Annotated in this window: 15 protein-coding genes; 13 read left to right on the top strand and 2 right to left on the bottom strand. The window is 41.1% G+C overall.

Annotated features, from left to right (window positions below):
- Positions 1 to 105 precede the first annotated feature (105 nt).
- The 12 genes from gmk (at position 106) to GEZ89_RS03835 (ending at position 13,173) form a co-directional block, all read left to right on the top strand.
- Positions 106 to 732 (top strand): guanylate kinase, encoded by a 627-nt coding sequence (gene gmk, locus GEZ89_RS03890; RefSeq protein ID WP_000775049.1) that lies wholly within the window; start codon positions 106 to 108, stop codon positions 730 to 732.
- Between the two features lie 24 nt (positions 733 to 756).
- The gene (gene rpoZ, locus GEZ89_RS03885; protein ID WP_045763172.1) at positions 757 to 1,071 is read left to right on the top strand and encodes a DNA-directed RNA polymerase subunit omega; all 315 of its coding nucleotides are present in this window, start codon (positions 757 to 759) and stop codon (positions 1,069 to 1,071) included.
- A gap of 84 nt (positions 1,072 to 1,155) precedes the next feature.
- Positions 1,156 to 3,552, top strand: a complete 2,397-nt coding sequence (locus GEZ89_RS03880) for a primosomal protein N' (protein WP_153225037.1) — start codon at positions 1,156 to 1,158, stop codon at positions 3,550 to 3,552.
- A gap of 12 nt (positions 3,553 to 3,564) precedes the next feature.
- The gene (fmt, locus tag GEZ89_RS03875; protein ID WP_153225036.1) at positions 3,565 to 4,500 is read left to right on the top strand and encodes a methionyl-tRNA formyltransferase; all 936 of its coding nucleotides are present in this window, start codon (positions 3,565 to 3,567) and stop codon (positions 4,498 to 4,500) included.
- Positions 4,493 to 5,806, top strand: a complete 1,314-nt coding sequence (rsmB, locus tag GEZ89_RS03870; RefSeq protein WP_322741477.1) for a 16S rRNA (cytosine(967)-C(5))-methyltransferase RsmB — start codon at positions 4,493 to 4,495, stop codon at positions 5,804 to 5,806. The genes fmt and rsmB overlap by 8 nt, the downstream gene beginning before the upstream one ends.
- 15 nt (positions 5,807 to 5,821) lie before the next feature.
- On the top strand, positions 5,822 to 6,562 hold the full coding sequence (locus GEZ89_RS03865; RefSeq protein ID WP_075229315.1) for a Stp1/IreP family PP2C-type Ser/Thr phosphatase: 741 nt from the start codon (positions 5,822 to 5,824) through the stop codon (positions 6,560 to 6,562).
- Positions 6,559 to 8,442 (top strand): Stk1 family PASTA domain-containing Ser/Thr kinase, encoded by a 1,884-nt coding sequence (gene pknB / locus GEZ89_RS03860; RefSeq protein WP_153225034.1) that lies wholly within the window; start codon positions 6,559 to 6,561, stop codon positions 8,440 to 8,442. Before GEZ89_RS03865 ends, pknB begins: the two co-directional genes overlap by 4 nt.
- An 88-nt stretch (positions 8,443 to 8,530) precedes the next feature.
- Positions 8,531 to 9,289, top strand: a complete 759-nt coding sequence (locus tag GEZ89_RS03855) for a threonine/serine exporter family protein (protein ID WP_153225033.1) — start codon at positions 8,531 to 8,533, stop codon at positions 9,287 to 9,289.
- A 1-nt stretch (position 9,290) separates the two neighbouring features.
- Entirely contained in the window at positions 9,291 to 9,740 is a 450-nt protein-coding gene (locus GEZ89_RS03850) for a threonine/serine exporter family protein (protein WP_153225032.1), read from the top strand.
- 180 nt (positions 9,741 to 9,920) lie between these two features.
- Complete coding sequence (locus tag GEZ89_RS03845; protein ID WP_153225031.1) at positions 9,921 to 11,093, top strand: hydroxymethylglutaryl-CoA synthase; 1,173 nt, start codon at positions 9,921 to 9,923, stop codon at positions 11,091 to 11,093.
- Positions 11,093 to 12,367 carry a hydroxymethylglutaryl-CoA reductase, degradative gene (locus GEZ89_RS03840; protein ID WP_153225030.1) on the top strand — a complete coding sequence of 425 codons (1,275 nt, stop codon included), beginning with the start codon at positions 11,093 to 11,095 and terminating at the stop codon, positions 12,365 to 12,367. Before GEZ89_RS03845 ends, GEZ89_RS03840 begins: the two co-directional genes overlap by 1 nt.
- A gap of 272 nt (positions 12,368 to 12,639) precedes the next feature.
- Complete coding sequence (locus tag GEZ89_RS03835; RefSeq protein ID WP_075231433.1) at positions 12,640 to 13,173, top strand: hypothetical protein; 534 nt, start codon at positions 12,640 to 12,642, stop codon at positions 13,171 to 13,173.
- Positions 13,174 to 13,417: 244 nt separating this feature from the next.
- On the opposite strand, the gene GEZ89_RS03830 is transcribed toward GEZ89_RS03835, so the two are convergent.
- Together GEZ89_RS03830 and GEZ89_RS03825 are read right to left on the bottom strand one after the other, a co-directional pair.
- Positions 13,418 to 14,383 (bottom strand): LacI family DNA-binding transcriptional regulator, encoded by a 966-nt coding sequence (locus tag GEZ89_RS03830; protein WP_153225029.1) that lies wholly within the window; start codon positions 14,381 to 14,383, stop codon positions 13,418 to 13,420.
- A complete protein-coding gene (locus GEZ89_RS03825) occupies positions 14,364 to 15,818 on the bottom strand; it encodes a sucrose-6-phosphate hydrolase (protein ID WP_153225028.1) in 1,455 nt (484 codons plus the stop codon). The genes GEZ89_RS03830 and GEZ89_RS03825 overlap by 20 nt, the downstream gene beginning before the upstream one ends.
- 363 nt (positions 15,819 to 16,181) lie before the next feature.
- Here GEZ89_RS03825 and GEZ89_RS03820 point away from each other — a divergent pair, with 363 nt between their 5' ends.
- On the top strand, positions 16,182 to 18,062 hold the full coding sequence (locus GEZ89_RS03820; protein WP_153225027.1) for a sucrose-specific PTS transporter subunit IIBC: 1,881 nt from the start codon (positions 16,182 to 16,184) through the stop codon (positions 18,060 to 18,062).
- Positions 18,063 to 18,078: the final 16 nt, after the last annotated feature.

Raw genomic sequence — 18,078 nt, 5'->3', positions numbered from 1 at the left:
TTTTGTTACACTAGATAGAAAGATTGTAGTGTGCAGAAATGGCTTTAGACATATAATCTTACAGAAATTTTCAAGTCATTTCACAAACTATCTAAAGGAGACATAATGGCAGACCGAGGCTTACTAATCGTTTTTTCAGGTCCTTCTGGAGTTGGAAAAGGAACGGTTAGACGAGAAATTTTTGAGAGTTCTGAAAATCAATTTCAATATTCTGTATCTATGACAACGCGGGCACAACGTCCAGGTGAAGTAGATGGTGTTGATTATTTCTTCCGTACACGGGAGGAATTTGAAGAGTTGATCCGTCAAGGGCAAATGTTAGAGTATGCAGAGTATGTGGGTAACTATTATGGAACTCCTCTGACTTATGTTAATGAAACGCTTGATAAGGGAATCGATGTCTTTCTTGAAATTGAAGTGCAGGGAGCTCTTCAGGTCAAGAAAAAAGTTCCAGATGCGGTCTTTATCTTTTTAACACCGCCAGATTTGGAAGAATTGCAAGACCGTCTCGTAGGCCGTGGTACAGATAGTGCAGAAGTGATTGCTCAGCGTATCGAAAAAGCCAAGGAAGAAATTGCTTTGATGCGTGAGTATGACTACGCTATTGTAAATGACCATGTTCCTCTAGCGGCCGAGCGTGTGAAACGTGTGATTGAAGCAGAACATTTCCGTGTAGACCGTGTGATTGGTCATTATCAGGATATGCTACCAAAGTCTCCGACTATTCGATAAACTATAGAAAACAGGTACAAACAAATGATGCTTAAACCCTCTATCGATACCTTACTTGACAAGGTACCATCAAAATATTCACTCGTAATCTTGGAAGCAAAACGTGCTCACGAATTAGAAGCTGGAGCACCTCCAACTCAAGAATTTAAATCTGAGAAATCTACTCTTCGTGCCTTGGAAGAAATTGAATCAGGGAATGTAACCATCCATCCAGATCCAGAAGGAAAACGCGAAGCTGTTCGTCGTCGTATCGAAGAAGAAAGACGATTGAAAGAAGAAGAAGAAAAGAAAATCAAAGAGCAAATCGCGAAAGAAAAAGAAGAAGGTGAAAAAATTTAAGGTTGGGGGGACTCAATCTTATTTTTTCTATTGCAAGAATACTCAATTAATTAAAAGGATTTAAGAAGAGAAGGAGGTGAGGATATGGCTATTGCAAAAATCATTGTGGATGTTCCCTTGATGCAGACAGACCAGCCCTATAGCTACAAAATTCCTGAGGAATTTGAGGGGATGCTGGAAGTTGGCATGCGAGTTCATGTACCTTTTGGGAAGGCCAATCGCTTGATTCAGGGTATTGTTCTTGGAATGGAGTCTCAATCTGATGCAGATGTGGCAGACGAAGATTTGAAAGAGATTGCCGAGGTACTTGACTTTTCTCCAGTTTTAACAGAGGAACAACTCTGGCTAGCAGAGGAGTTACGTAAATCAGTCTTCTCCTACAAAATTTCCATTCTAAAAGCTATGCTCCCTGGATTTTTGAACTCTAGCTATGATAAGATCCTCTATCCTCTGGAAGGCTTAAGTCAAGAAGATAGAGAACGCTTATTCGGTTCACAGGAGTCTCTAGCATTTTCATCTCTAGACTTAGAAAAGCAGGCTGAGATGATGCGATTGACTCGAAAAGGGCTTTTAAAACTAGAGTACCAGGCTGTGGATCAGAAGAAGGTTAAGATGCAGTCTTGGGTTGAAGTTCATCTTGAACAGTTAGAAAAGCTAGAAATTTCAAATCGTGCCAAGAAGAAATTGGAACTGCGAGAATACTTATTAGTACATCCTGAAACAGTTCCTTTGGCTGATTTGTTAGAACATTACTCACGTGAACAAGTTAATTTCTTTGTGGAACATGGTGCTATCAGCATCGTGCAAAAGGAAGTCCAACGTTCAGCGGCTTATTTTGAAGGCATTGAGGCTAGCCAATCCTTAGAGTTAAATCCAGAACAAAAAGAAGCCTGTGAGGCGGTTGTTGGAGCGATTGGAAAGAAACATCCTCCTTTTCTTCTTCAAGGAATCACAGGTAGTGGGAAAACAGAGGTTTACTTGCAGATTATCCAAGGGGCCTTGGATATGGGAAAAACAGCGATTGTTCTAGTTCCGGAAATCTCTCTGACACCTCAAATGACCGAGCGCTTTATTGCTCGATTTGGAGATAAAGTCGCCATTCTCCACTCTGGCTTGTCAAATGGTGAAAAGTACGATGAATGGCGCAAGGTGGAGCGTGGAGAAGCCCAGGTAGTGGTTGGGGCCAGGTCTGCTATTTTTGCACCTTTGAAAAATCTAGGTGTTATCATTATCGATGAAGAGCACGAGGCTAGCTACAAGCAAGACAGCAATCCGCGTTATCATGCTAGAGATGTGGCTGGTTTACGAGCACAGTACAATCAAGCAGCATTAGTCCTTGGTTCTGCAACGCCGAGTTTAGAAAGTCGTGCGCGTGCTGGTAAGGGTGTTTATCAACATCTACGCCTGACGCAACGGGCCAATCCTTTAGCAAGTATTCCTGAGGTTCAACTGATTGACTTCCGTGATTATATTGGGCAGAATGAAACGTCCAACTTTACACCACCACTGATTGAGGCAATACAAGATCGATTGGCTAAAAAAGAGCAGGTTGTTCTCATGCTCAACCGCCGTGGCTATTCTAGTTTTGTCATGTGTCGAGAATGTGGGACCGTGGATACCTGTCCGAACTGTGATATTTCTCTGACGCTGCACATGGATACCAAGACTATGAACTGTCATTATTGTGGTTTTTCCAAAGAAATTCCTCATGTCTGTCCCAACTGTCAGAGTCGCAGTATTCGTTACTATGGAACAGGAACTCAGAAGGCCTATGATGAACTAGCTGAACTCTTTCCAGAGGCACGTATTCTGCGCATGGATGTGGATACAACTCGCAAAAAAGGTAGTCACCAAGCACTTCTTGAGCAGTTTGGCAAGGGTGAAGCGGATATTCTTCTGGGAACCCAGATGATTGCCAAGGGTTTGGATTTTCCCGATGTAACCCTTGTTGGTGTCCTCAATGCGGATACTGCCTTGAATCTACCTGATTTTCGTTCTTCTGAGAGAACCTTTCAACTCTTGACCCAGGTGGCAGGACGAGCAGGAAGGGCTGAAAAAGCTGGGCAGGTCTTGATCCAGTCTTACAATCCTCAGCATTATGCCATTCGCTTCGCCAAGGATCAGGACTACGAAGGTTTCTATGCCTATGAAATGGGTATCAGACGTCAGTTGGGTTACCCGCCTTATTATTTCACTATTGGGATTACCTTGTCTCATAAAAAAGAGGAAGAGGTTCTGAGACGTGCTTATCAAGTCATGGGTATTTTGAGGTCTGGTTTGTCGGATGCTAGTAAAATCCTAGGACCGACCCCTAAACCGATTGCTCGTACGCATAACCTCTATCATTATCAGATTTTAATTAAATACCGTTTAGAAGATGAGCTTGGTCCAACCCTTAACCAGGTCTTGGCTTTGACACAAGAACGGGAAAATAGCGAACTTCGTCTCAGTATTGATCACGAACCGCAACAGTTTTTATAAGAAGGAGAAGATATGACAAAATTAATCTTTATGGGGACTCCCGATTTTTCAGCAACCGTTTTGAAGGGACTTTTGTCAGATGATCGCTATGAGATTCTAGCAGTTGTAACTCAGCCAGACCGTGCGGTTGGACGTAAAAAAGTCATCCAAGAAACCCCAGTCAAACAAGCAGCCAAAGAGGCAGGACTTCCTATTTACCAACCTGAAAAATTATCGGGTAGTCCAGAGATGGAAGCTATCATGAATTTGGGAGCTGATGGGATTGTAACAGCCGCCTTTGGGCAATTTCTCCCAAGTAAACTCCTTGATAGCATGGATTTTGCAGTCAATGTTCATGCTTCTCTCCTGCCTAAGCACCGTGGTGGAGCTCCTATTCATTATGCCTTGATTCAGGGTGATGAGGAGGCAGGAGTGACCATTATGGAAATGGTCAAGGAAATGGATGCAGGGGACATGATTTCTCGTCGCAGTATTCCCATTACTGATGAGGACAATGTTGGAACCTTATTTGAAAAATTGGCAATTGTTGGTCGTGATCTGCTTTTGGATACTCTACCTGCTTATATAGCTGGTGAAATTCAGCCTCAACCACAGGACCCAAGTCAGGTTACATTTTCGCCAAATATCAAACCTGAGGAAGAAAAATTGGACTGGAACAAGACCAATCGTCAACTCTTCAACCAAATTCGTGGTATGAATCCTTGGCCAGTTGCCCACACCTTCCTCAAAGGAGAACGTTTCAAAATCTATGAAGCCTTGCCTGTAGAAGGTCATGGAACTCCAGGCGAGATTCTTTTCATCGGTAAGAAGGAATTGATTGTCGCAACAGCAGAAGGAGCCCTGTCTTTCAAACAGGTTCAACCAGCAGGAAAACCTAAGATGGACATTGCTTCCTTCCTCAACGGTGTGGGACGAACTTTGGCAGTAGGAGAACGATTTGGTGACTAAAGTAGAAACGGCTAGAAGTTTAGCCCTAGAGGTATTGGAGGATGTCTTTATCCAACAAGCTTACTCCAATATCGCCTTAAATAAACACCTAAAAGCCAGTCAGCTGTCAGCAACAGATAAAGGCTTAGTGACCGAATTGGTCTATGGAACGGTAGCTCGTAAACTAACTTTAGAATGGTATTTGTCTCACTTTATTGAGGATAGAGACAAGCTAGACAGTTGGCTCTATGTTTTGCTTCTCATGAGCGTCTACCAACTCCAATATCTAGATAAGATTCCAGATCATGCAGTGGTCAATGAAGCAGTTGAAATTGCTAAATTTCGAAAAAAGGGGAGCGAAAAACTAGTCAATGCTGTTCTGCGCCGTATCCTGCGAGAAGGTTTGCCAGATATTGCCTCTATCAAACGTAAGAACAAGCGTGATTCCATTGCCTACTCTTTGCCAGTGTGGTTAGTTTCTAAGCTCAAGGAAGAGTATGGAGAAGAGCGAGCGCAAGCGATTTTTGAAAGCCTACTCCAGCGTAACAAGGCCAGTATACGTGTGACTGATTTGAGCCGAAAAGAAGAAATCAAAAAATGGCTCGGTGCAAGTGATTCTCATTTATCTCCTGTTGGTCTGGTTAAGGAACAGGGGCATTTTGCTAGTCATGACTTGTTTGCTGAAGGGGCTATTACTATCCAGGATGAGTCTAGTCAACTGGTTGCTCCAACTCTTGATTTACAAGGCACTGAGCAGGTTTTAGATGCTTGTGCAGCTCCTGGCGGAAAGACCGCCCATATGGCATCCTATCTGACGACAGGTCAGGTAACGGCTTTAGATCTCTATGACCACAAACTCACCTTAATTCAAGAAAATGCTCAGCGTTTAGGTGTAGCGGACCGTGTCCAAACGCAAAAACTGGACGCTCGAAAAGTGCATGAATTTTTTGGCAATGATCAATTTGACAAAATTTTAGTAGACGCTCCTTGTTCAGGGATTGGTCTATTGCGTCGAAAACCAGATATCAAATACAATAAAGAAACGGCAGATTTCGCGTCATTACAGGAAATTCAGCTGGAAATATTAGGTAGTGTTTGTCAAACACTACGAAAAGGTGGTATAATAACCTATAGTACCTGCACTATTGTCTCGGAAGAGAACTTTCAAGTGGTTCAAGCATTTTTAGAAAGTCATCCCGAGTTCGAGCAGGTTAAACTAGAACACGAATGCAAGGATATTCTAAAAGATGGCTGTATCCTTATTACTCCGGAATTATACGGAAGTGATGGATTCTTCATCAGCCAATTTCGTAAGATGTCCAATTAGGAAGGAACTGACACAATGGAGATTTCATTATTAACAGATGTGGGTCAGAAGCGTACAAATAATCAAGACTATGTCAATCTTTTTGTCAACCGTGCCGGTCGCACGATGATCATCTTGGCTGATGGGATGGGAGGTCATCGCGCAGGAAATATTGCTAGCGAAATGGCTGTGACTGACTTGGGTGTGTCATGGGTAGATACCCAGATCGACACCGTTAATGAAGTTCGCGAATGGTTTGCCCACCATCTAGAAGTTGAAAATCAAAAGATTTATCAACTAGGACGAGATGAAGCCTACAAGGGAATGGGGACAACCCTCGAAGCTCTTGCGGTTATCGGAAATCAGGCAATTTATGCCCATATCGGAGATTCTAGAATCGGTCTCATTCGAGGGGAAGAGTACCGTCAACTGACAAGTGATCATTCCTTGGTTAACGAATTGCTCAAGGCAGGTCAACTGACACCAGAAGAGGCAGAAGCGCATCCACAAAAAAATATTATCACCCAATCTATCGGACAAAAAGACGAAATTCAACCTGACTTAGGAATTGTCAGTTTGGAAGCAGGAGACTATCTCTTGCTCAATAGCGATGGTCTGACAAATATGATTTCAGCTAGTGAAATCTGTGATATTGTCACAAGTGATATCTCACTTGATGATAAAGCGGCGACCTTGATTCGTTTTGCTAACAATGCTGGTGGCCTTGATAATATTACAGTTGCCCTTGTTTCGATTGAGGAGGAGGCGGCACAATGATCCAGATCGGCAAGATTTTTGCCGGGCGGTATCGGATTGTCAAACAAATTGGCCGTGGAGGTATGGCGGATGTCTACCTGGCCAAGGATTTGATTTTAGACGGGGAAGAGGTAGCTGTTAAGGTCTTGAGGACTAACTACCAGACTGACCCGATTGCTGTTGCGCGTTTTCAACGTGAAGCGCGTGCAATGGCTGACTTAGATCATCCCCATATCGTTCGGATAACGGATATCGGCGAAGAGGACGGTCAACAGTACCTAGCTATGGAATATGTAGCTGGTCTTGATCTCAAGCGCTATATCAAAGAACACTATCCCCTCTCAAATGAAGAAGCTGTCCGTATCATGGGTCAGATTCTCTTAGCGATGCGCTTGGCGCACACTAAAGGTATTGTCCATCGTGACTTAAAACCTCAAAATATTCTTTTAACTCCTGATGGAACGGCTAAGGTGACGGACTTTGGGATTGCTGTAGCCTTTGCAGAGACCAGTCTGACTCAGACCAACTCTATGTTGGGTTCTGTCCACTACTTGTCACCTGAGCAGGCTCGTGGCTCTAAGGCAACTGTCCAGAGTGACATCTATGCCATGGGGATTATTTTCTACGAGATGCTGACAGGGCATATCCCTTATGATGGCGATAGTGCAGTAACCATTGCCCTCCAGCATTTTCAAAAACCACTTCCTTCGGTTATAGCTGAAAATCCATCTGTTCCCCAAGCTTTGGAGAATGTGGTCATCAAAGCAACTGCTAAAAAGCTTACGGATCGATACCAGTCGGTTTCAGAGATGTATGTTGATTTGTCTAGCAGTCTATCTTATAACCGCAGAAATGAACCAAAACTTGTTTTTGATGATGCTACTAAGGCGGACACAAAGACATTGCCAAAGGTTCCTCAAACAACCTTGACCTCCATTCCTAAGGTGCAACCACAGACAGATAGCCATCAGGCAACTAAAGATAGCCCAGAAGCAAGTGCTAAAAAATCTGTGGAAAAACCAGTGAAAAAACGTCATTTTAAAGCACGTTATCTGGTTCTACTAGCAAGTTTCGTACTGGTTGTCGCTTCTTTGGTGTGGATTTTATCCAGAACACCAGCTACTGTTGAGATTCCAAAAGTTGCAGGTCAAACTGTCGCTGAAGCAAAAGAAAATCTGAAAAAAGCGAATTTTGAAATTGGTGAGGAAAAAACGGAAGCTAGTGATACCGTAGAGGAAGGTCGGGTTATCCGAACAGATCCAGATGCTGGCTCAGCTCGCAAAGAAGGGTCTAAAGTTAATCTAATCATATCTTCAGGTAAACAATCATTTAAGATTGGAAACTATATTGGACGCAAATCTACTGATGTTATTGCAGAATTGAAAGGGAAAAAAGTTCCTGAAAATCTGATTAAGATTGAAGAAGAAGAGTCCAGTGAATCAGAACCAGGTGTGGTTTTAAAACAGAGCTTAGCAGAAGGTACGACTTATGATCTTACCAAGGCAACTTCTATCGTTTTGACTGTTGCTAAAAAGGTGACAACCGTGACCATGCCAAGTTATATTGGCTCAAGTCTTGAATTTACAAAGAATAACTTAATTCAGATTGTTGGTGTCAAGGAAGCTAATATCGAAGTAGTAGAGGTTTCGACAGCACCTGAGGGCACTGCTGAAGGAACTGTTGTCGATCAAAGTCCAAAACTAGGTGCGAAAGTTGATCTAAGTACGACACGTATAAAGATCTCTATTTATAAACCAAAAACTCCACCATCATCTTCTTCTGTTCCATCTTCGAGCCAGCGTAACTCTAACAGGGCAGATAATACGGTGCCATCTCAAAGTTCATCTACTCCATCTTCGTCTACGCAAACTCATGCGGACGAACATAACACTGATAACTAAATAATCTTTGTCACAGTTTTTGTGGCAAAGATTTTTTTTCCTTCGAAATTATGATAAAATAAAATGGAGTTTGAAAAAGGAGGGAAACATGGACGAATCAAAAAAACTGAATGCAGTCATTGATGTCATCATGCTAGCAGGAACGATTCTGCTTCGCAATGGTTCTGAGATTTATCGTGTTGAAGATACCATGATTCGGATTGCTCATTCACAGGGCATTATGGATTGTAATGTTTTAGCTATGCCTGCCGCCATTTTTTTCTCCATTGAAAATACAAATATATCTCGTATGAAGCGAGTGACATCCTCCTCTTATAATATTGAGAAGGTTTGTGATGTTAACCAAATTTCAAGGCAGATCGTGGCTGGTCAGCTTGATCTGGATACAGCTTTTATCCAACTAAAGGAATTAAATGCCAAACCGTCTCCCTATACCAATGTTCAACTAACTGCTGCAGCGACTCTCAGTGCTCCTTTCTTTTCAATCATGTTTGGTGGGAATGTCTACGATGCAATCGGAGCGGGAGTGGCGACCTTATTTGCCTTTACTTGCTCTCTCTATGTAGAGAAGTTTATTCGTATTCCTTTTATGACAGCTTTTGCAGGTGCTCTTGTCTTTGGTTTGATTGCACAATTTTGGGCGCGCTATTCTGGTTTACCGTCAACAGCTGATCTGGTGATTGCGGGTGCGGTTATGCCTTTTGTACCTGGAATTGCTCTGACCAATGCTGTTCGAGATATTATGACCAATCACATTAACTCTGGTATGAGCAAGATGTTTGAATCCTTGCTGATTACCCTTGCCTTAGGGGCTGGAACATCAGTCGCCCTCATACTCATGAACTAATATGACACTAACAACATTTTTATTGCAAGCTCTAGCTAGTCTGCTTGCCATTATCACCTTTTTAATCGTTTTAAATGTCCAGCGTTCCATGCTCATCCCCGGTGGAGTTTTAGGGATGTCTATCTGGCTACTCTATCTGATACTCAAGGAACCAACCAATGTTATTTTGGCAACCTTTATTGCTGCTGTGATTGGTTCTTGTGTCAGCCAAATTATGAGTATCCTCTATAAGACACCAGCAGTTGTCTTTGCTCTTGCTACCTTGGCGCCTCTAGTGCCAGGATATCTGTCCTATCGGACAACTTCTTTCTTTGTGACAGGCGACTTCAGCCACGCCATTACCAGTGCAATGCTAGTGGTCATGTTGGCTCTTGTTATCTCTATAGGAATGGCCAGTGGGACAGTTCTGTTGAAATTGTATCATTATCTCAAAAAGAATCGGGCTGCTTAAGACTCGATTTTTTTGTGCTGATCGGTTTATGCTAGGACCTTGCTTGATTAAAGTCTGATACTTAAATTTATGAGCAAACTTGATTTGGGGAATCAAGTCTTTTTTCGTGCTTTTGACTTCAATTGTGATAAAATAGAGGTGAACGATTTTTTACAATGAATGATAAAAATAGAGGTAAATATGACAATCGGTATTGATAAGATTGGTTTTGCGACCAGTCAATACGTTTTGAAATTACAAGATTTAGCAGAAGCTCGAGGGACTGATCCTGAAAAATTGAGTAAAGGACTCCTTTTAAAAGAATTGAGTATTGCTCCTTTAACAGAGGATATTGTTACCTTGGCTGCCAGTGCAGGAAATTCTATCCTGACTGAAGAAGAGAAGCAAGAGATTGATATGGTTATCGTAGCGACAGAATCTGGAGTCGATCAAAGTAAGGCGGCTGCGGTTTTTGTACACGGTCTACTTGGAATTCAACCTTTTGCTCGTAGTTTTGAAATCAAAGAAGCTTGCTATGGTGCGACTGCGGCCCTTCACTATGCTAAGTTACACGTAGAAAATTCTCCAAAATCAAAAGTTTTGGTACTAGCCAGTGATATTGCAAGGTATGGTGTTGAAACTCCTGGGGAACCAACTCAAGGAGCAGGTTGTGTTGCCATGTTGATTAGCCAAAATCCACGTGTTATGGTCTTCAACAACGATAACGTTGCGCAGACTCGTGATATCATGGACTTTTGGCGTCCAAATTATTCAACGACACCATTTGTAAATGGAGTCTACTCAACACAGCAGTATCTTGATAGTTTGAAAACGACTTGGGAAGAGTACCAAAAGCGTTATGACTGTAACTTGGACGATTTTGAAGCTGTATGTTTCCACTTGCCATATCCAAAGCTAGCTCTCAAGGGTTTGAAGAAAATTCTCGACAAATCCTTGCCTCAAGAGAAGAAGGACTTGCTTCAAAAGCACTTTGATGAATCTATTATTTATAGCCAAAAAGTTGGGAACATTTATACAGGTTCACTCTTCTTAGGTCTCTTGTCTCTTCTTGAAAATTCTGATAGTCTCAAAGCTGGGGATAAGATTGCTCTCTACAGCTATGGTAGTGGTGCTGTATCTGAGTTCTTTAGTGTAGTATTGGTTGAAGGTTTTGAAAAGCAATTGCGGAAAAATCGCTTAGAGTTGCTAGACCAACGTCAAGCATTGAGCGTAGCTGATTATGAACGAATCTTCTTTGAGGAAGCCCAATTAGATGAGTCTGGATCAGCAACGATGTCAGGTTATGAAGGGCAAGACTATGCCCTTGTTGAGATTGTAGACCACCAACGTCGCTACAGCAAGGTTGAAAAATAATGAAAAAAAATTGGAATGGATTTGCTAAAAAATCAATTCAAGAGCGCCTAGAGCTAGTTAAGTCTCAGGCGCTTACTTCTATGGAAGCCCAAGAAAGTCTTGAGCAGAATGAAAATCTCAGTCTAGCAGTAGCGGACCAATTGAGTGAAAATGTAGTAGGAACCTTCTCACTTCCATACTCAATCGTTCCAGAAGTTCTGGTAAATGGTCAAGAATACACAGTTCCCTATGTGACCGAAGAACCATCTGTAGTTGCTGCAGCTAGTTTTGCCAGTAAGATTATCAAACGTGCTGGAGGTTTTACAGCTCAAGTTCATCAGCGACAAATGATAGGTCAGGTTGCTCTTTATCAGGTTCCGGATAGAGAGCGAGCTTGCCAGGCTATTTTGAGTCAAAAGGCGGAATTGCTGGAACAAGCAAACCAAGCCTATCCTTCTATTGTCAAACGTGGTGGTGGAGCTAGAGAGCTAACAGTTGAAAAAATTTCTGGTGAGGCTGACTTTTTAGTGGTTTATCTCCATGTCGATACTCAGGAAGCCATGGGAGCTAATATGCTCAATACCATGCTTGAAGCTTTAAAACCAAGTCTAGAGGCTCTCAGTCAAGGGCAAAGTTTAATGGGGATCCTATCCAACTACGCAACTGATTCGTTAGTAACAGCAACTTGTCGGATTGCTTTTCGTTATTTGAGCCGACAGAAGGATGAGGCGCGTGAGTTGGCAGAAAAAATGGTTTTAGCCAGCCAGTTTGCCCAAGCCGATCCTTATCGTGCAGCGACTCACAACAAGGGAATCTTTAACGGAATTGATGCTCTCTTGATTGCTACTGGAAATGATTGGCGTGCTATTGAAGCGGGAGCGCATGCCTATGCGAGCCACGATGGTGTCTATCAAGGTCTTAGTCGTTGGACTATGGATTTGGAAACAGAAGAGCTAATTGGAGAGATGACCATGCCGATGCCAGTTGCCACTAAGGGCGGTTCGATTGGTCTCAATCCTCGAGTTGTACTCAGTCATGAGTTGCTAGGTCAACCATCTGCCAAAGAATTGGCTCAAATTATCGTTTCGATTGGTCTCGCTCAAAACTTTGCAGCACTTAAAGCTCTTGTCAGTACAGGGATTCAGCATGGACACATGAAGCTTCAAGCGAAATCTTTAGCGCTTTTAGCAGGTGCGACTGAGGCAGAAGTACCCAAGTTAGTAGAAAACTTGATTGCTGAAAAAACCTTTAATCTAGAAAAAGCGCAAACGCTATTGAAACATTTAAGATCATAAGAAAAATTTAGACTGGTTTGATTTTTAGCGCTTTTTACTGTTTTTTCAAATAAAAGAAACTCAAATACAGAATCGTATTTGAGTTTCTTAATTCAATGACATTATTTGCCAGTTTTTCTGTTTTTGTTCAAAAAAACAAGACGTATGTATTGACAGCGCTTTCATTTTTTGTTATAACATAGTTGTAAATTATTAAGATTCTTAATCAAAAAATATAGAGAGGAGGATTTTTGATTATGAATAAAAAAATATAGAGAGGAGGATTTTTGATTATGAATAAAAAAATAAAAATGGTGAGTGTTGCATTACTTAGTACAGTAATATTGAATATAGCACTTACAGAAGGTGTTTCAGTTGTTCATGCTAATGAGGTGGTTTCAGCGACAAAACTTGGAAATACTTTTAAAGATTTATCGGAAGAATCTATTTTATTAATTTTAAAAGCAGTAGATGAAATGCCACAAGGAATGTTGGAAAGAGGGAATCAGGAAGAAATTGATAAATATATGCTTAGTAAAGGTATAGATTTAAAATTTGATAATGAAGTACAGTTCAGAGACTTTTGGGGATGTGTCGGTGCAGTTGCTTGGGCAGTAGGATCTGCTGCTGTTGGTATTGGTATGCTTGTTAAAATTAAACAATTTATAGCAGCAGTAGGAGGTATCAAGGCAGCCGCTTCTGCTTTAATATCCATTGCTGAATCTGGAGCTAATTACGACAATATTACAAAATTCGGATATGCTGTAGTTGACATGGGATCTACTATTTTGGGAATTAAGGCAATTAGTGATAACTGTTTTGAATAAGAAATACAATATAGTTTTATTTTTATTATTTATAGTCTATTTGTTTGGGTACTTCTCAATTTCAAAAAATTTAATTCCTATAATGTGTGTGATCCAAATATTTTTGTTAGAAAATATATTTAAATCTCAAAATAAGCTTATCCAAATAGGTAAAATTATAGTTATTATTGCTTCTATAATATTATTTATTGATAGTATACTAAATTAAGAGTCTGAGAACTATTTTGTCTCAGACTCTTTTTGTTTAAATACTTTTTCCTGGTAGGAGGGAAACTGGTAAGAAATAACCGGTTGTGGCAACTTCTTTTCCTTCGATTTTTTGAAGTAGTAAATCAACTGTCAGGCGAGCAATTTCTTCTAAAGGTTGTTTAATGGTAGTAAGATGAGGATAGAAATTCTCGATAAAATAAGTTCCATCATAACCAATAACCTTGAGTTGTTCTGGAACAGAGATACCAAGCTCCTGGGCAATCTTCATAACCAAGATGGCTGTTAAATCGTCTGATGCGAAAATAGCATCTGGTTTTTGCTTAGTCAAGATATTTTTGATTTCCATTTCTTTTCGAAGGGGTGAAAAGTCACTGGAAATATTGATGATGGGAGCGTTGGGGAAGATAGAAGCAAATCCCGCATGGCGAAGTCCAGTTGGTGAATTGGAGTTGTCATTACCTGTAATCATAATGACAGACTTGGCTCCAGTTTTCTCTAAAGTTTGAGCTGCAAGGACTCCACCAGCATAGTTATCAGAGGAAACGACAGGAATGTCTGGTGATAGGTTTCGGTCAAAAGAAATGATAGGAGCTGTTACGCGATTGTAGTCTTCAATCCCTAAGTTATGGCTACCAGAGATAATGCCGTCCACTTGGTTGGCTTCTAGCATTTCAAGATATTCACGTTCTTTTTCTGAATCGTGCTCACTGTTACAGATGATTGTCTTGTAGCCTTTTTTGAAGAGTTCGTGTTCCAATTTGTCAATCAATTCAGCATAGAAAACATGGCTGATTTTTGGGAAAATCAACCCAATTAACTTGGCTGATTTCCCTTGGAGGCTACGAGCTAGGTTGTTGGGTTTATAGCCCAATTCACGCATGGCATCCTTAACCTTTTGAATAGTTTTTTCTGACAGGTAGCCCTTTTTATTGATAACACGTGAGACAGTAGTTGGGCTGACGCCAGCTAATTTTGCGACATCAGTTAGTTTTGCGACCATATTCTAATTTGTAGTAAGTTCCAGTTGGGTTTCCAGATTTAATGAGGATTCCATTTTGATCCGCATGTGGGAATACACGACCAGAAAATACTTTTTCTCCTTTATTGATGAAAATTTCAAAGACTGAATTATCGATGAAGATATTTACAGTAGTAGCTTGATTAGCAACTGAGCATGAGCGAGTAGTTCCAAATTCTTGAGCATATTGCTCACCTGCTTTACTGCGGTCAACGGTAACTTGACCATTGACAAGGTCAAAATTGATAGAGAGTCCCTTACCGTCTTTATCAGCAAGAAGAACGATTTCGCTTTGGCTATTTGCTTCAAGGTTAAGCTCAAGTTCATAGGTATTTTTAGTTTCAGAACGATTTGAAAATTCCTCTTTTGAAGCTCGGAGGTCCTGGATAGCTGCTACAGGGTACTGATAGAGTTTGCCATCTTTAATGGTAAGTTCTTTGACTAATGAAAAAGTTCCTTGGTGGTCAAAACGGTCAGATGGGTAAGAAACATCTGGTAAACCAAGCCAGCTGACTGCTAGGGCGCGACCATCAGGAGCGTTAAAGGCTTGAGTGGCATAGGCTTCAAATCCATAATCAAGATTGTGAAGTTCAGACACATCTACCATACGTGCATTTTCAGGATCAAAGGAAGCACCGATTTTGTACATATTTGGATAGATATTATCATAGTCAAGAACCTTTTTATCCAAACCTTGTGGACAGTAGAGAAGGACAGGCTGTTCTCCAACAAAGACGAGGTTCGGGCACTCCATCATATAGGCAGTACGGTCGTTGTTAAAGTCCAAATCACCAACTTCTTGCCAGTTTGTATAATCGTTATCGACCGCTTTGTAGAGACGGACAAAACCTTTTTTCTCCAAGTCTTGACCACCAACGATAGCGTAGTATTGTCCTTTAAAGTTGAAAATCTGTGGATCGCGGAAGTGGTCAGTAGCATCAGCAGGCTGATCAATCAAGACCTTATCAATCTTTTTAATATTTCCATCCTTATCCATCAAGGCACCAATCTGATAAGGGTGGCGTACCCAATTTTCATCACGGACATTTCCTGTATAGAATAGGAACAATTTATTATCAAACTGCATAGCAGATCCTGAGTAAGCGCCGTGGCTATCCAGTGGAGTATCAGGTAAGATTTTAACACCTGTTTCAGTAAAGTGCACCAAATCATCACTCTCAAGTTGAACCCAAGATTTCAAGCCGTGGGCTGCTCCAAAGGGGAAGTTTTGGTAAAAGACAATCCACTTACCATCAAAATAAGAAAAACCGTTTGGATCGTTGAGAAGTCCTTCCTTTGGTTCAATGTGATAGCTGACATGCCATGGGGATTGCGCCATCTTTTCTTGGATTTCTTTTCTTTCTTCTTGTGTCCAATCTTCATAACGTCTGTAACGACGTTCAGTAGTCCATTCCATTTCTATTTCCTCCATAAATTCTACTATCTTAATAGTAAACGTTTCCTTATAAAAAAGCAAGTCTTTTACACTAAATTAAAGAAAAAAATGTCAAACGATTGACAGAATCTAGGAACGTAATTTTATGAAAAATGATGAAAATATGGAAGTTTTTGAAAACTTTAAAGTAAAAACCTTGATTTTAGAGGGTGTTATGGCTGTGTTGATGAAAAAAATAGCAAAAACAATCAAAAAATAAAAAATAGCAAAATTTTTTCTGCAAAACGCTTGACATATTTTTAAAACGTGATAGAATAATATTCGTGAGGCGAGTAAAATCGCTTTCAAACAAGAACAAATTTTTTTATAAGGAGATTTTTGCAAATGACCAATACAGAAATTGCAAAAAAAGTCATCGAAGCCTTGGGTGGACGTGAGAACGTTAACAGTGTAGCCCACTGTGCGACTCGCCTTCGTGTTATGGTGAAAGATGAAGCGAAGATCAACAAAGATGCTATCGAGAACTTGGAAAAAGTTCAAGGTGCTTTCTTTAACTCAGGTCAATACCAAATCATTTTTGGTACAGGTACAGTAAACAAGATGTACGACGAAGTCGTAGCTCTTGGTTTGCCAACGACATCTAAGGATGAGATGAAGGCAGAAGCTGCTAAACAAGGAAATTGGTTCCAACGTGCCATCCGTACTTTTGGTGACGTCTTTGTTCCAATCATTCCAGTTATCGTAGCAACTGGTCTCTTCATGGGTGTTCGTGGTCTCTTGAATGCTCTTGGAATGACACTTCCAGAAGATGTGACAACTTACACTCAAATCTTGACTGACACAGCCTTCATCATCTTGCCAGGTTTGGTTGTTTGGTCAACCTTCCGTGTATTCGGTGGTAACCCAGCCGTTGGTATCGTTCTTGGTATGATGCTCGTTTCTGGTTCACTTCCAAATGCCTGGGCTGTTGCGTCTGGTGGTGAAGTAACTGCAATGCAGTTCTTCGGATTTATCCCAGTTGTAGGTTTGCAAGGTTCAGTTCTTCCAGCCTTCATTATCGGGGTTGTCGGAGCTAAGTTTGAAAAAGCAGTTCGCAAGGTTGTTCCAGATGTACTTGACCTCTTGGTAACACCGTTCGTAACACTCCTTGTAATGTCAATTCTTGGATTGTTTGTTATCGGACCAGTCTTCCACGTTGTTGAAAACTACATCCTCATTGGAACTAAAGCAATTCTTAACTTGCCATTCGGACTTGGTGGTTTCTTGATTGGTGGAGTTCACCAATTAATCGTCGTATCAGGTGTTCACCACATCTTCAACTTGCTTGAAGTTCAATTGCTTGCTGCTGACCATGCTAACCCATTCAACGCTATCATCACAGCTGCCATGACTGCTCAAGGTGCTGCGACAGTAGCCGTTGGTGTGAAAACTAAAAATCCTAAACTTAAAACACTTGCTTTCCCAGCTGCTCTTTCTGCCTTCCTAGGTATTACTGAGCCTGCTATCTTCGGGGTTAACTTGCGTTTCCGTAAACCATTCTTCCTTTCATTGATTGCTGGTGCAATCGGTGGTGGATTGGCATCTATCCTTGGTCTTGCTGGTACTGGTAATGGTATCACAATCATCCCTGGTACAATGCTTTACATTGGTAACGGACAACTTCCACAATACCTTCTTATGGTAGCTGTATCATTCGCTCTTGGTTTTGCTCTTACTTACATGTTTGGTTATGAAGATGAAACTGATGGAGAATCAACTGTAAAAAAGCCTGAAGTTAGCGAAGAAGTAGTAGAAACTGCATCTAAGCTAACAGACGAAACAATCCAAACACCAATCGTTGGTGACGTAGTTGCCCTTTCAGATGTTAATGACCCAGTCTTCTCAAGTGGAGCTATGGGACAAGGTATCGCTGTAAAACCTAGTCAAGATGTTGTTTACGCCCCAGCTGATGCTGAAGTGACAATCGTCTTCCCAACAGGACATGCTTATGGTTTGAAAACTGCAAACGGAGCTGAAATCTTGATCCACGTGGGTATCGACACTGTTTCAATGAACGGTGAAGGATTTGACCAAAAAGTTGCTCAAGGTGACAAGGTTAAAGCTGGAGATGTTCTTGGAACATTTGACTCAGCTAAGATTGCTGCTGTAGGTCTTGATAACACAACAATGGTTATCGTGACAAACACTGCAGACTTTGCTTCAGTAAATCCAGTTGCTTCTGGAACAGTTGCTAAGGGTGATGCAATCATCGAAGTTAAAGCTTAATAAATCAAAAAAACGA

It is taken from the genome of Streptococcus mitis, assembly GCF_009496285.1.
Classification (GTDB): Bacteria; Bacillota; Bacilli; order Lactobacillales; family Streptococcaceae; genus Streptococcus; species Streptococcus mitis_BP.
Note: the sequence above shows the minus strand (reverse complement) of the source record. Positions and strands in the feature narration are given on the sequence as shown.